The organism is Saccharomonospora amisosensis (assembly GCF_011761185.1).
Classification (GTDB): domain Bacteria; phylum Actinomycetota; class Actinomycetes; order Mycobacteriales; family Pseudonocardiaceae; genus Saccharomonospora_A; species Saccharomonospora_A amisosensis.
In genome coordinates this window covers 3,884,654-3,898,582 of sequence record NZ_JAAOYM010000001.1, presented here as the reverse complement: position 1 = coordinate 3,898,582, position 13,929 = coordinate 3,884,654, and the positions used below count along the sequence as shown (strand labels likewise).

General features: G+C 67.6%; 13 protein-coding genes. 8 read left to right on the top strand and 5 right to left on the bottom strand.

The features are described from left to right. Positions 1-38 precede the first annotated feature (38 nt). Positions 39-1,028 carry a carbohydrate kinase family protein gene (locus FHU38_RS18915; RefSeq protein WP_313886828.1) on the top strand — a complete coding sequence of 330 codons (990 nt, stop codon included), beginning with the start codon at positions 39-41 and terminating at the stop codon, positions 1,026-1,028. A gap of 236 nt (positions 1,029-1,264) precedes the next feature. Here FHU38_RS18915 and asnB read toward each other — a convergent pair whose 3' ends face one another. Next, positions 1,265-3,193 carry an asparagine synthase (glutamine-hydrolyzing) gene (asnB, locus tag FHU38_RS18910; protein WP_167173281.1) on the bottom strand — a complete coding sequence of 643 codons (1,929 nt, stop codon included), beginning with the start codon at positions 3,191-3,193 and terminating at the stop codon, positions 1,265-1,267. Positions 3,194-3,328: 135 nt separating this feature from the next. Between asnB and ctaC the strand changes: the two genes are divergently transcribed. Beyond that, positions 3,329-4,276 carry an aa3-type cytochrome oxidase subunit II gene (gene ctaC / locus FHU38_RS18905; RefSeq protein WP_167173279.1) on the top strand — a complete coding sequence of 316 codons (948 nt, stop codon included), beginning with the start codon at positions 3,329-3,331 and terminating at the stop codon, positions 4,274-4,276. Positions 4,277-4,341: 65 nt separating this feature from the next. Next, positions 4,342-4,758 (top strand): cytochrome c oxidase subunit 4, encoded by a 417-nt coding sequence (locus tag FHU38_RS18900; RefSeq protein ID WP_167173277.1) that lies wholly within the window; start codon positions 4,342-4,344, stop codon positions 4,756-4,758. A 55-nt stretch (positions 4,759-4,813) separates the two neighbouring features. Here the strand turns inward: FHU38_RS18900 and trpD are convergent, their stop codons facing one another. Continuing rightward, positions 4,814-5,842 (bottom strand): anthranilate phosphoribosyltransferase, encoded by a 1,029-nt coding sequence (gene trpD / locus FHU38_RS18895; protein WP_167173275.1) that lies wholly within the window; start codon positions 5,840-5,842, stop codon positions 4,814-4,816. A 6-nt stretch (positions 5,843-5,848) separates the two neighbouring features. Beyond that, entirely contained in the window at positions 5,849-6,259 is a 411-nt protein-coding gene (locus FHU38_RS18890) for a response regulator (protein WP_167173273.1), read from the bottom strand. A gap of 172 nt (positions 6,260-6,431) precedes the next feature. Between FHU38_RS18890 and ctaE the strand changes: the two genes are divergently transcribed. Genes ctaE through qcrB form a run of 4 tightly spaced genes read left to right on the top strand, consistent with a single transcriptional unit; the run spans position 6,432 to position 10,755 of the window. Further along, entirely contained in the window at positions 6,432-7,061 is a 630-nt protein-coding gene (ctaE, locus tag FHU38_RS18885; RefSeq protein WP_167173271.1) for an aa3-type cytochrome oxidase subunit III, read from the top strand. A gap of 45 nt (positions 7,062-7,106) precedes the next feature. Beyond that, positions 7,107-7,934 (top strand): cytochrome bc1 complex diheme cytochrome c subunit, encoded by an 828-nt coding sequence (qcrC, locus tag FHU38_RS18880; protein WP_167173269.1) that lies wholly within the window; start codon positions 7,107-7,109, stop codon positions 7,932-7,934. Between the two features lie 14 nt (positions 7,935-7,948). Continuing rightward, a complete protein-coding gene (gene qcrA / locus FHU38_RS18875; protein WP_167173267.1) occupies positions 7,949-9,097 on the top strand; it encodes a cytochrome bc1 complex Rieske iron-sulfur subunit in 1,149 nt (382 codons plus the stop codon). Continuing rightward, positions 9,094-10,755 carry a cytochrome bc1 complex cytochrome b subunit gene (gene qcrB / locus FHU38_RS18870; protein ID WP_167173266.1) on the top strand — a complete coding sequence of 554 codons (1,662 nt, stop codon included), beginning with the start codon at positions 9,094-9,096 and terminating at the stop codon, positions 10,753-10,755. Before qcrA ends, qcrB begins: the two co-directional genes overlap by 4 nt. 75 nt (positions 10,756-10,830) lie before the next feature. On the opposite strand, the gene FHU38_RS18865 is transcribed toward qcrB, so the two are convergent. Continuing rightward, a complete protein-coding gene (locus tag FHU38_RS18865; protein ID WP_167176283.1) occupies positions 10,831-11,115 on the bottom strand; it encodes an Lrp/AsnC family transcriptional regulator in 285 nt (94 codons plus the stop codon). A gap of 128 nt (positions 11,116-11,243) precedes the next feature. Further along, positions 11,244-12,935, bottom strand: coding sequence for a DEDD exonuclease domain-containing protein (locus FHU38_RS18860; protein WP_167173265.1), 1,692 nt, complete (start codon positions 12,933-12,935; stop codon positions 11,244-11,246). 116 nt (positions 12,936-13,051) lie between these two features. Between FHU38_RS18860 and FHU38_RS18855 the strand changes: the two genes are divergently transcribed. After that, positions 13,052-13,924: an endonuclease/exonuclease/phosphatase family protein gene (locus tag FHU38_RS18855; RefSeq protein ID WP_167173262.1), complete on the top strand. Its 873-nt coding sequence runs from the start codon at positions 13,052-13,054 to the stop codon at positions 13,922-13,924. The last annotated feature ends 5 nt before the right edge of the window (positions 13,925-13,929 follow it).

Genomic DNA, 13,929 nt, shown 5'->3' with positions numbered 1-13,929 from the left:
CGGCCGGGCCAATCCGACGACCTTTTCTGGAGGAACCGGTGACAGGGAAGGCCCGGATCGCGGTCGCGGGCAGCATCGCGACCGATCATCTCATGCATTTCCCTGGCCGGTTCGCCGAGCAACTGGTCCCCGAGCAGTTGCACAGGGTATCGCTCAGCTTCCTCGCCGACGACCTCGTGATCCGCAGGGGTGGCGTCGGTGCCAACATCGCCTTCGGGCTCGGCGTGTTGGGTGTGTCCCCGGTGCTCGTGGGGGCGGTCGGCAACGACTTCGCGGACTATGAGGCCTGGCTGCACCGGCACGGGGTGGACACCTCGGGTGTCCACGTCTCGGAGTTGGCGCACACGGCGCGCTTCGTCTGCACCACCGACGACGACCTCTGCCAGATCGCGACCTTCTACGCGGGCGCGATGGCGCAGGCGCGCAACATCGAACTCGCACCGGTGGCCGAGCGCGTCGGCGGACTGAGCCTGATCATGATCAGCCCCGACGATCCGGCCGCGATGCTGCGGCATGCCCAGGAGTGCCGCGAGCGCGGCTACACCTTCGCCGCCGACCCCTCGCAGCAACTCGCCAGGATGGACGGTGAGCAGGTCCGCGAGTTCGTCGAGGGCGCGTCGTACCTGTTCAGCAACGACTACGAGTGGGAACTGCTGCTGCGCAAGACCAGCTGGACCGAGTCGGACGTGCTCTCCAGGGTCGGTATGCGCGTGACCACCTCGGGTGAGAACGGCGTCGAGATCGCGGCGGCCGACGGCAGCGTGCTTCGGGTGGGGGCGGTGCCCGCGCTGTCGAAGATCGACCCGACCGGAGTCGGCGACGGCTTCCGCGCCGGTTTCCTCGCGGGCCTGCACTTCAACCTGAGCCTGCCCCGTTGTGCGCAACTGGGATGCATGGTCGCCGTGCTGGTGCTGGAAACGGTTGGCACTCAGGAGTGGAGCTTTGACCAGGCCACCGTGCTCGACCGGCTGAGCGACGCGTTCGGCAAGGACGCCGCGGCGGAACTGGAAGCGGTGCTGCCGGACTGAGTCGACGTCGCGGCGCCGCCTCTCGTGGGCTGACGAGGAGCGTGCACACCCGTGGTCGAAGAGAGGTCAGTGCGGTTCTGACCATCGACGTGCCCGCCGCCAGAGTGTTCGCGGTGCTTGCGGACCCGACAACCCATTCCGCGATCGACGGTACCGGCCAGGTTCCAGCTCGCCGCGCGACCAGTCCGTGCCGAACCCCCGGCGTGGTGGCTCGCCGCCACGCCGGGGGTTCGGCCTCAGAGCTTGACGGGGTACTGCGGCTCCGGGATGTCCGGCTTGATGCGGTTCTCCACGAAGATGCCGTGCCACAGCATGAACACCAGCAGCGCCCACAACCGCCTGCTGTGGTCGAGCGTGCCAGCCTTGTGCTCGTCGAGCATGGCCAGTACGGCGGTCTTGTCCAGCAGGTCAGCGGTCTGTGAGTCGCTGATGATGCCGCGTGCCCAGTCATACATCTCGTCGCGCAACCACACCCGGATGGGCACGGGGAAACCCAGCTTGCGCCGGTTCAGCACGTGCGAGGGAACGATGCCGTCCAGCGCGCGGCGCAGCGCGAACTTGGTGGTCTCCCTCGTGATCTTCTGGTCGAGCGGGATCCTGGAAGCGACCCGGAACACCTCGGGGTCGAGGAAGGGCACGCGCAGTTCCAGCGAGTTGGCCATCGTCATCTTGTCGGCCTTGACCAGGATGTCACCACGCAACCAGGTGAACAGGTCGACGTGTTGCATCCGAGCCACGGGGTCCCAATCCCGGGAAAGCCGGTACCACGGCTCGGTGACGTCACGGTGTCCGACGCCCTCTGCGAAGGTGCGCAGCACCGGCCGAAGCTGGTCGTCGCGGAAGATGCGGGCATTGCCGTAGTAGCGCTCCTCCAGCGACAGCGCACCTCGGCGCAGCAGGTCCTTGCCCCTTGTGCCCTCCGGAATCACCGTGGAGACCTTCCCGAGCAGCTTGCGTATCCCGCCGGGCAACTTCTCGAACGGTGCGAGCGACAGCGGCTCGCGGTAGATGGTGTAGCCGCCGAAGAGCTCGTCGGAGCCCTCACCGGAGAGCACAACCTTGACGTGCTTGCGGGCTTCGCGGGCGATGAACCACAGCGGCACCAGCGCCGGATCGGCCACCGGATCGTCCAAATACCACACGATCAGAGGAAGTGTGTCCATCATCTCGTCGGCGGTGACGGTGCGCACGATGTGCTTGACACCGATCGCGGCAGCCGACTCGGCGGCGACATCCACCTCCGAATAGCCCTCGCGCTCGAACCCGGTCGTGAAGGTGATCAGGTTGGGGTTGTGCTCCTTGGCCAGCGCGGCTATCGCCGTGGAATCGATGCCGCCGGACAGGAATGCCCCGACGGTGACGTCGGCACGCATGTGCTTGGCCACCGAGTCACGCATGACCTCGGCGATCTCCTCGTGCAGCGCGGCGACGTCCGCGGCGCCCGACACCGGTGTGGCACGGAACTCGGGGGAGAAGTAGCGCTCTGTCTTGAGCTCACCGCCCGGCGCGACCGTGAACGAGGTGCCCGACTCGATCCGCCTGACGCCCATGTGCAGCGACTCCGGCTCCGGCACGTACTGCAGCGCCAGGTAGTGCTGTAGTGCGGTGCGGTCGAGTTCGTCGGTGACGCCCAGTGTCGCGGACAGTTCGAGCAGACTCTTCTTCTCGCTGGCGAAGGCCACGCCGGATGGGCCCGCCGAGTAGAACAGCGGCTTGATGCCGAACGGGTCACGCGCGCCGAACACCACCTTGCGCTCGGAATCCCAGATGAGGAAGGCGAACATGCCGCGAAGCCGCCCGACCGCCGCAGGCCCGAGGTAGTGGTAAGCCGCGACGATCGCCTCCGTGTCGCCCTCTGTGGTGAACGTCGCACCGTGTTCGTCAGCCAACCGCTGCCGAAGCTCGAGATAGTTGTAAATCTCACCGTTGAAGTTGATCGTGTAGCGCTGCGGGTTCTCGGAAGGTCCCCAGGTCAGCGGCTGGTGTGAATGCTCGACGTCGATGATGGCGAGCCGGTTGAAGCCGTACACCACCTCGCTGTCGGCCCACGTGTCGGTCTCGTCGGGGCCGCGATGCCGCTGGCAACGCAGCGCCGCCCCGACCGCGTCCCGGGCCTTGGCCGCGTCTTCTTCGCTGGCACAGACCAGTCCAAGCAGGCCGCACACGCCTCTTCACTCACCCTTTTGTTCGTCGCCGCTTTACGAAGTGGCAAGTATGCCGGGATGGGCGGTGACGTGGGCTCGCCGGGTCTGGGCTAAAGTCCGAAACGTCAGAGAGATCGGGCGAGGAGGCATCGCGGAGTGGGCGTTGTAGAGCGCACCCGGGAGACACGACGGGGCAAGGCCGCCAGGGTCGCCGCGCTCGCCGGGCTTGTCGCCGTCACGGCGACCGGGTGTTCCGGCGAGGAGGTCCTGCGGTTCGGGTGGCCGGTCGGGGTCACTCCGGAAGCAGAGAAGATGCGCCTGCTGTGGACCTGGTCGGTCGTCGCGGCGCTGGCCGTCGGCGTCATCGTGTGGGGTTTGATCTTCTGGTCGGTGGCCTTCCACCGCAGGAAGAAGGGCTCGACCGAGGCCCTGCCACGGCAGTTCCAGTACAACGTGCCACTCGAACTCTTCGTCGTGGTCGTGCCGGTGATCATGGTCTGCGTGCTGTTCTTCTTCACCGCGGTGACCGAGAGTTCGGTGCTGGCCAAGGAGGAGGACCCCGACGTCACGGTGGACGTGACCGCGTTCCAGTGGAACTGGGAGTTCTCCTATCCCGGAACGCGGACCCCGAACGGCCAGCCGGTCAGCACCGTCGGCACCTCCAGTGAAGTTCCGCTGCTGGTAGTGCCCACGGACAGGCGGATCCAGTACACGCTGCGTTCGACCGACGTCATCCACTCGTTCTGGGTGCCGGAGTTCCACTTCAAGCGGGACGTCATGCCGTACCCGGAGAAGAACAACCAGGACAACCAGTTCCAGAACACGATCGACCGTGAGGGCGCCTTCGTGGGCCGCTGTGCCGAACTGTGCGGCACCTACCACGCGATGATGAACTTCGAGGTGCGCGCGCTCTCCCCGGACAAGTTCGACCGGTACCTGGAACTGCGTAGCCAGCTGAACCCGCAGACGGGTCAGCCGAACACCGCCTCGGACGCGCTGCGCATCATGCAGGGCGAGGGCTGTGACGAGCAGCTCTGCAGCCCGGTGGCGACCACCACCAAGCCGTTCGCCACCGACCGCACGGCACGCACCGCGTCTGGCTGAGGTCGGGGGAGAAGCACCCCTCAGGTGCCCCTTCCGAACCCGGATCGAGTGAGAAGGACACGTTCATGAAGGTCGAATCCACGGTTTTCGACATCGTCGCGGTCTTCGGTTTCGTCGTAGCGGCTGTGTACGCGGTGATGACGGGCACCATGACGGAGGGCGTCGAACCGATCGGCACGGTCGCGCTGCTCCTCACCGGTGGTCTGGCGCTGCTCGTGGGCAGCTACTTCCGGTTCGTGTCCCGCCGCATCGAGCCGCGACCGGAGGACAGCGAGGAAGCCGAGATCAGTGACGGTGCCGGGGAACTGGGCTTCTTCAGCCCCGGCAGCTACTGGCCGGTGGCGCTGGCCGCCTGCGCGGCCATCGTCGGCGTGGCGCTGGCGTTCTTCCAGATCTGGTTGCTCATTATCGGTGGGGTGGCCCTGCTCATCGCCATCGGCGGGCTGCTGTTCGAGTACCACACCGGGCCGAGCCACCACTAACCTTCCCGCGCCGCGGACGCTGCCCGGCGGTCCGGCTTATCGGCCGGTCGCCGGGCTACGCCGTACCGACCCAGCGGGCGAGCAGGTCCGCCGCGGCTCCCGAATCGACGGCCTCGGCGGCCCTTACCAACCCGGCACGCAGGTCGGCGGTGAGGTCGCCGGAGAACCCCTCGAACGCCGCGAGCGCTCCCGCCGCGTTCACCAGAACGGCGTCGCGAACCGGACCAGGCTTGCCGCTCAACAGTTCGCGCACGACCTCGGCGTTCACCGAGGCGTCGCCACCGCGCAGGTCCTGCGCCGTCGCCTTGGGAATGCCCAGCGTGGCCGGGTCGAACGACTCGGTGTGCACCGTCCCGCCCGAAACGACCCACAACGTGCTCTTCGTGGTGGTGGTGATCTCGTCAAGGCCGTCGTCGCCGCGCGCCACCAGGACGCTGGCACCGCGCTGGGCGAACACCTCGGCCAGTAGCCGGGTCTTGTCGGCGTAGGCACAGCCGACCAACCCGGCCCGCGGCTGGGCAGGGTTGGTCAGCGGGCCGAGCAGGTTGAAGATGGTGGGCACGCCCAGCTCGCGCCGGGGTGGACCGGTGTGGCGGTACGCGGGGTGGAACGCGGGTGCGAAGCAGAACCCGATCCCGATCCGCTCGACGCATTCGCGTACCTGTTCGGGGGTGGACTCGATCGTCACGCCGAGCGCCTCGAGCACGTCGGCCGCGCCGGACTTCGACGAAGCGGCTCGGTTTCCGTGCTTGACGACGGGCGCGCCTGCCGCGGCGACCACCAGGGAAGCCATCGTCGAGATGTTCACCGAGCCGGACTGGTCGCCACCCGTTCCGACGATGTCCACCGCCGGGACCTCGAGTTCGACGCGACGCGCGTGGCCGAGCATTGCCTTGGCCATCCCGGCGATCTCGGTGGCTGTCTCTCCCTTGGCGCGCAGCGCGACGGCGAATCCGGCGATCTGGGCAGGCGTGGCCGACCCGGACATGATCTGGTCCATCGCCCAGGCCGTGTCGTCCTCTGAGAGATCCGTTCCCTCGATGAGCGGGCCGAGCAGGGCGGGCCAGGTGTGTGTGGCGGCCATGACGCCTCAGCCGCGGACGACGGGGGCCCGTCGGGTGCGCAGCACGTCGGCGACGGTCTCTGCCGCACTCAGCGGGTCGAGCGGATGCACCAGTACGGCGTCGGCCTGCGACCACGTGGCGAGCCAGCGGTCGTCCTTGCGGCGGACGGCGATCACGATGGGCGGGCAGTCGTCGAGTTCGTTCTTCAACTGCCGCGAAAGGCCGATCCCACCGGTGGGCTGCGCCTCGCCGTCGAGGATGGCCAGGTCGACGTTGCCGGAGTCCATCTCCGTGATGACATCGGCCACACCGCTCGCCTCGACGTAGGTGACCTTGCCGAGGTCGGTGGCGGGCCTGCGGCCGACGGCGTTGATGATCGCGTCGCGTACCTCGGGCCGGTGACTGAAAACCAGGATCCTCATCGGCTGCTCGGTCATGGTCTGTTCGCCTCCACGCCCTCGGTGTTTGCTGCCGACGATGCTAGCCGCCCGGACCCCACTTCACCCAGGGGGTTGAGCGAGTCGGGACCGCTCGACAGCGGGTCCGGAGGGGCCGTTCCACGACCGTCCGTAGGACCCGATCTGCGAGCCCCCCACGGGGGGAGACATAATGCGACGCGTGACAACGGCAGCTCCCACCATCAGCCAGCGGGTGCACTCGCTGAACCGGCCCAACATGGTCAGCGTCGGCACGATCGTGTGGTTGTCCAGCGAGCTCATGTTCTTCGCTGGCCTGTTCGCCATGTTCTTCACGGTCAAGGCCCAGAACGACACGGGTCACTGGCCCCCGCTGAATCCGGCTACCGGCGAGCCGATTCACCTGTCCATCCCGTACGCGCTGCCGTTCACGATCATCCTGGTGGCGTCGTCGTTCACCTGCCAGTTCGGTGTGTTCGCCGCCGAACGGGGTGACGTGTTCGGGCTGCGCCGCTGGTACCTGATCACCCTCATCATGGGCGCGATCTTCGTCGGCGGGCAGGTCGGCGAGTACATCACGCTGATCAGCGAGGGTGTGACGATCCCGTCCGGCGCATACGGCACGGTGTTCTACCTCACCACCGGATTCCACGGCTTGCACGTCATCGGCGGTCTCGCCGCGTTTGTCTACCTGCTGATCCGAACGGGTATGAGCAAGTTCACCCCGGCGCAGGCGACCTCGGCGATCGTCGTCTCGTACTACTGGCACTTCGTCGACATCGTGTGGATCGGCCTGTTCGCGGTGATCTACATCATTCCCTGACGAGAACACCATCGGCCGAACTGACAGCAAGGGTTGCCGCAGAAGATGACCATCAGCAAGAACCCCGCCTCAGCCGCCAAGCGGCGGCAGGGCCGCCGCACGAAATTCCGCCGTCGGATGGCAGGCCTGCTCGCGCTCGGCGTCGCGCTGATGGGCGCGGGAGCGCTGTACGCCGTGTTCGCGCCCGAGCCGCAGACCGCGCAGGCGCAGACCGACCCCGCGCTGCTGCGCAAGGGCGAGCAGATCTACAACAACACGTGCATCACGTGTCACGGCGAGAACCTGCAGGGTGTGCAGGGCCGAGGTCCGAGCCTGATCGGTGTGGGCGAGGCCGCGGTGTACTTCCAGACGTCCACCGGACGCATGCCGATGGTGCGGCAGGAGGCGCAGGCACAGCGCAAGCCTGCCCGGCTGGCTCCCGACCAGATCGACGCGCTCGGTGCCTACATCCAGGCACACGGCGGTGGCCCGGAGCGGCCCGCTGAGTCGGGCGAGGAACTGCGGGGATCGAACTCGGCGCGAGGCGCGGAACTTTTCCGGCTCAACTGCGCTTCTTGTCACAACTTCACCGGGCAGGGTGGTGCCCTGTCCTCGGGCAAATTCGCCCCAGCGCTGGCTCCCGCCACCGAGGAACAGATCTACACCGCGATGCTCACGGGCCCGCAGAACATGCCCAAGTTCTCCGACCGGCAACTGACGCCTGAGGAGAAGCAGGACATCATCGCCTACGTCAAGTCGGTGGCCGAGGGCGAGAACTCGCCGGGCGGCAACCCGCTGGGCGGCCTCGGGCCCGCATCGGAAGGCGTCATCGCGTGGGTCGTGGGTATCGGCGCGCTGATAGGCGCGACCCTGTGGATCGGATCAAGGGCATAGGACGGCATACGACAATGAGTAGCGGCAACGAGCCGGAGCGGCGGCCCACGGACGAGGAGGTCGCGGCGATGAGCCGCGACGAACTCGTCAAGCTTGGCAGCAAGCTGGACGGGGTCGAGATCGTCAACTACCCCGAGCCCTGGCCGGTCAAGGGCACGAGGGCGGAGAAGCGGACCGAGCGCAGGATCGGCCTGTGGTTCCTGATCGCGGCGCTGGCCGGGGTGGCCTTCGTGGGCGCGCTCATCTGGTGGCCCTGGCAGTACGCGCCGCCGTCCGATGAGGACGCCTACTTCTGGTACGCCCTGTACACGCCGATGCTCGGTATCACGCTGGGCGTCGCGGTGCTGGCGCTTTCGATCGGCGTGCTCATCTACAGCAAGCGGTTCATTCCCGCCGAACTCGCCGTGCAGCAGCGTGACGACAACATGGGTCAGGGCTCCGCCGAGATCGACAAGCAGACGATCCTCGCGCAGCTCGCGGACGCGGGTAACCGCAGCACGATCGCACGGCGTTCGATGATCAAGCGCAGCGCCGGGCTCAGTGCGGGCGTGCTCGGACTCGGCGCGGTCGCGCTGCCACTTGCCGGTTTCGTCAAGAACCCGTGGGACAACCCGGACAGCCCGGATTCGCTCATCCACACCGGCTGGATGCAGCAGTTCCCCGGCGAGATCGTCTATCTGCGGCGCAACACCGGCGACCCGGAAGAGATCTCGTTGGTCCGCCCGGAAGACCTGGACGCTGGCGCGATGGAGACGGTCTTCCCGTTCCGGGAGTCCGAGCGTGGCGACGCGCATGCGCTGTCGCTGGCGCTGCGCCGTGGCGACAACCCCGTGATGCTGATCCGGCTTCGGTCGGAGGACGCGCAGCGGGTCGTCAAGCGCAAGGGGCAGGAAGACTTCAACTACGGCACCTACTACGCGTACTCGAAGATCTGCACCCACGTCGGGTGCCCGGCCTCGTTGTACGAGCAGCGGACCAACCGGCTGCTGTGCCCGTGCCACCAGTCGCAGTTCGACATGCTCACCTACGCGAAGCCGGTTTTCGGGCCCGCCACGAGGGCACTGCCGCAGCTGCCGATCACCGTGCACACCGACGGATATCTCATCGCCCGGCACGATTTCATCGAGCCGATCGGACCTGGGTATTGGAGCCGTAGGTCATGAGTTCACTCACCACACCGACCAAGAGCTCCGGCTTTCTGGAGAAGCAGGCCGCCAGGGCGGCGACGGACGCCGACCAGAGGTACCGCGTGGCGCGTGGCCTGCGGCACCAGCTGAACAAGGTGTTCCCGACGCACTGGTCGTTCCTGCTCGGTGAGCTGGCGCTGTACAGCTTCATCATCCTCATCCTGTCGGGGATCTACCTCACGCTGTTCTTCGATCCCTCGATGGCGGAGGTCGTCTACGACGGTCCCTACGTCAACCTTCAGGGTGTGGAGATGTCGCGTGCCTTCGAGAGCACGCTGGAAATCTCCTTCGAGGTCAGGGGCGGGCTGTTCATCCGGCAGTTGCACCACTGGGCGGCACTGATCTTCGTGGCCGCCATGTTCGTGCACATGTTCCGGGTGTTCTTCACCGGCGGGTTCCGCAGGCCACGCGAGGCCAACTGGGTCATCGGCGCGCTGCTGCTGATCCTGGGCATGTTCGAGGGCTTCTTCGGCTACTCGCTGCCGGACGACCTGCTTTCCGGTACCGGTATTCGCGCGACGCTGTCCGGTATCACGCTCTCGGTGCCGGTGATCGGCACCTGGCTGCACTGGGCGCTGTTCGGTGGCGAGTTCCCCGGCGTGGTGATCGTGCCAAGGATGTACGCGCTGCACATCCTGATCATCCCCGGGGTGATGCTCGCCCTGGTGGCCGTGCACCTCGCGCTGGTCTGGTACCAGAAGCACACCCAGTTCCCCGGCGTGCGACGCAAGGAGACCAACGTCGTAGGCGTGCGGATCATGCCGGTGTTCGCGGTCAAGGGCGGTGCGTGGTTCGCCGTGGTCACCGGCCTCACCGCGCTGATGTCCGGGCTGTTCCAGATCAACCCGGTGTGGAACCTCGGCCCGTATGTCGCCTCACAGGTGTCCGCGGGTTCACAGCCCGACTGGTATCTGGCGTGGGCGGACGGCATCCTGCGGATCTATCCGGCGTGGGAGCTCTACCTGGGCAACTACACGGTGCCGCCGGTGTTCTTCGCGGGTGCGATCGGTATGGGCCTGCTGTTCGGGCTGCTGATCACTTACCCGTTCCTGGAACGGAAACTGTCCAAGGACACCGCTCACCACAACCTGTTGCAGCGGCCGAGGGACGCGCCGGTACGCACCAGCCTCGGCGTGATGGCGCTGACGTTCTTCATGGTGCTGGAACTGTCCGGCTTCAACGACATCATCGCGTACGCGTTCGACATCTCGCTGAACGCGACGACATGGATGGGCCGGATCGGTCTGCTGTTGCTGCCGCCGCTGGCGTACTTCGTCACCTACCGGATCTGTCTCGGCCTGCAACGAGCCGACCGCGAGGTGCTCGAACACGGTGTGGAGACCGGCATCATCAAGCGGTTGCCGCACGGTGAGTTCATCGAGCTGCACCAGCCGCTCGGCCCGGTCGACGAGCACGGTCACCCGGTGGAACTGGAGTACCAGGGTGCGCCCGTGCCGAAGCGGATGAACCAGCTCGGCACCGCTGGCAAGGCGGTACCCGGCTCGCTGCTCACGCCGGACCCGCCGGAACAGACGGCCGCGCTGGAGCGGGCCAAGGAAGCCGAGGGCGACTACGCGACAGGTGAGCTGGAGGCACCCCAGCCGGAGGAGGCCACCACCACCAGCGAACGCTGAGATCGAGGAAGCGGACCAGGCCGTCGAGGTTCTACGTGAACCTCGGCGGCCTGGCCGTTGCGGGACCGTCTCGAATCAGTCGCCGTCGATGCCGATATCGAAAGCGGACTGGGTGTCGGCGCTGGAGTAGGAGCGGAACGCGATGTGGGTGTCGGTGTCCAGGACTCCTGGCACCTTGCCGATCCTGGCCGGGATGAGGTCGGCGAGTTCCTCGTGTGCCCCCACGCGCACGATCGCGATCAGGTCAACGTCACCGGCGCAGGAGTAGACCTCCGAGACGCCGTCGATGTCCGCGATCGCCTGCGCGGTCTCGGGGATGGTGTCCGTCGCGGCGTGGATCAGGACGATCGCAGTGATCAACGTGGCCTCCTCGCGGTTGCTGCCTTCGCCGCGATCGTATCCCTCGTCAGCGGGGAACGCGGCGGCCACGACAGCTACTCATTGCCTACCTGACGCCTACCGATGGCTACCGGATTTCTACCGGATTTCTACCCGACAGCCTCGAGCGAAACCGCTGTCGCGGCTCGCCGCAGCCACGGGTCCCAGCCACCCGCACCGCGCACCGGCTCCACCCACGGGTCGGTGGTGCGCACCAGCCGCACACCGGGGCGGCTCAGCCAGCGCAGCAGCACGGCCACCTCCTCGCTGCCCGCCCCCCGTAGTGGCCCCTCGCCGGGCAGCACGGTCTCCGCCGAGGCCACGAGCGTGTCGACAACAGGCATCGGCGGCACCCCACGACGCGCGACCCCGGCCGAGGCCAGCCTGCCGTGGCGGATCACGGCGATTTCCCAACCGCCATTGCCGTCAGGGGCAGCAGCGACGAGTTCGGCGATCGCGGCCAGCGAGGCGAGGCGGTGCCCACGGTGCACGGCCCGCAACAACGCGGCCAACTCGTCCCGCCGCTGAGCCGCCCGTTCGAAGTGCTGGGCGGCCGCCAGCGCCTCCACCTGTTCGCGAGCCGCGTGCAACGCCGCGTCGGACGTACCCGCTACCAGTTCGGTGACCAGTCGCACCCCAGGCCGGTACTGCTCGACGGTCTGCCTGCCCGCGCAGGGCGCGCCGCAGCGGTCCAGTTCGGCGAGCACGCACGGCGATGAGTCGCCGCCGGTACGCGCGATCCGCTGGGTGCACGTTCGTAGCCGTGCGACGCTCGCCAGCGTTTCGGCGGCGGCCTTGGCACGTGTCCGCGAGTTGAAGGGGCCGAGCGCGCCGTCCCTGGCCCGGCGCACGACCGAAAGCCGGGGAAACGCCTCGTCGGTGAGCACTACCCACCACACCTTGCGCGGGTTCTTGGACCGGCGGTTGTAGGCGGGCCGGTGCGCGGCGAGCAGCCTCAACTCGCGAACCTGGGCCTCCAGCGCGTGTGCGCACTCGATGCCGTCCACCCGCCCGGCCAGCGCCACCATCTCCCGAATCCGGCCACGGCTTTCGGAGCCGGTGAAGTACTGCCGCACCCTGCGACGCAGGTTCTTGGCGGTGCCCACGTAGAGCACCTCGTCACCGGGGCCGAGGAACAGGTACACCCCTGGTTTGTCGGGAAGGTGCGCGGCAAGGCCCCGTTTCCTGCGCTGCGCCGGTGTGACGTCGGGCAGGTAGTCCAGCAACTCCTCAAGCGAGTGCACGCCGACCGAGCCGAGGCGTTCCAGCAGCGCGTGCAGCACGTCGACGGTCGCGTGGGCGTCGTCGAGCGCGCGGTGTGTCGGCTTCGTCCTCGCTCCGAGCAGTGCGGCAAGCGCGGAAAGCCGGTAGCCGCCTGTCTGCTCCGGTGCCAGCACGCGGCGGGCCAGCCGCAGTGTGCACACCACTGGCGGGCGAGGCCAGGCGTAGCCGTGCGCCTGGCACGCTGCCCGCAAGAATGTGGTGTCGAAGCCGGCGTTGTGTGCTACCAGCACCGCTCCGGAGGCGAACTCCAGGAAGGCAGGCAGCACGCTTTCTATCCGGGGAGCGGCGCTCACCATCGCACTGGTGATACCGGTCAGCGCGACGATCTGCGGCGGAATGGGTGCGCCAGGGTCCACCAGCGTGGCGAACTCGCCGAGCGTCTCGCCGCCACGGACCTTCACGGCCCCGATCTCGGTGATGCCCCTCGGCCCGGGCGCACCGCCGGTGGTTTCCAGGTCGACGATCACGAACGTGGTGTCCCGCAACGGTGTGCCCAGTTCGTCGAACGTCAGTTGCATGATCGGCGACCATAGGCACACCCACCGACAGTTTTCGCCCTCGGTTCACCGGGACATCACGCTTCGCTCAGCCTCGGTGGCGACGATCATTGCGAACCGAATGGACGGAGACGCCGATGATGCGAAGAGGCCTCGCAATCGTGCTGCTGGTGTGTGGCGCGCTGACGACAACGGTGGCGATGGTGACGCCTGCGGGAGCGGCCGCACACGGGGCGAGGACGGTCACGGTGCTGTCGTTCAACATCCACCACGGGGAGGGCACAGACGGCGTACTCGACCTCGACCGGATCGCCAAGGTGATCCGGGAGAGCCGGGCCGACGTCGTGGGGCTGCAGGAGGTGGACCGGCACTACTCGGGTCGCAGCGATTGGGCCGACCAGGCAGGCGCGCTCGCCAGGCGACTCGGCTACCACGCCGCCTTCGGCGCCAACATCGACCGTGATCCGCCCGAGGCGGGCAGGCCGCGTATCCAGTACGGCACCGCGATCCTGTCCAGGTACCCGATCGTGCGCTCGACCAACACCTACCTGTACCGCTCGCCTGACCAGGAGCAGCGCGGTCTGCTGCACGCCGAACTCGACGTGCGCGGCACGCCGGTGCATGTCTACGACACCCATCTCGCCGCGAGTTCGCGCACCGACCGGTTGCGGCAGGCGCGGCAGCTCACCGAGCTCATCGGTGACACCGAGCCCGCCGTGCTCGTCGGTGACCTCAACGCGCTGCCTTCGGCGGCCGAGATCACGACCGTTGCGGAGGAGTTCACCGACGTCTGGGTCGCCGCGGGGCACGGTGCGGGCGGCACCTACCCCGCTGAGACTCCCGACCGCCGGATCGACTACGTGTTCACCGGCACAGGGGTGCGCCCGGTGTGGGCCAGGGTGATCGACGCCGATCCCGCGGCCTCCGATCACCTCCCGCTCGCCGCCAGGCTGGTGGTCGAGCCACCCCGTGACCTCAGGGGGGCGCGGTTGGCGGCATACAGAACCTAAGCTGG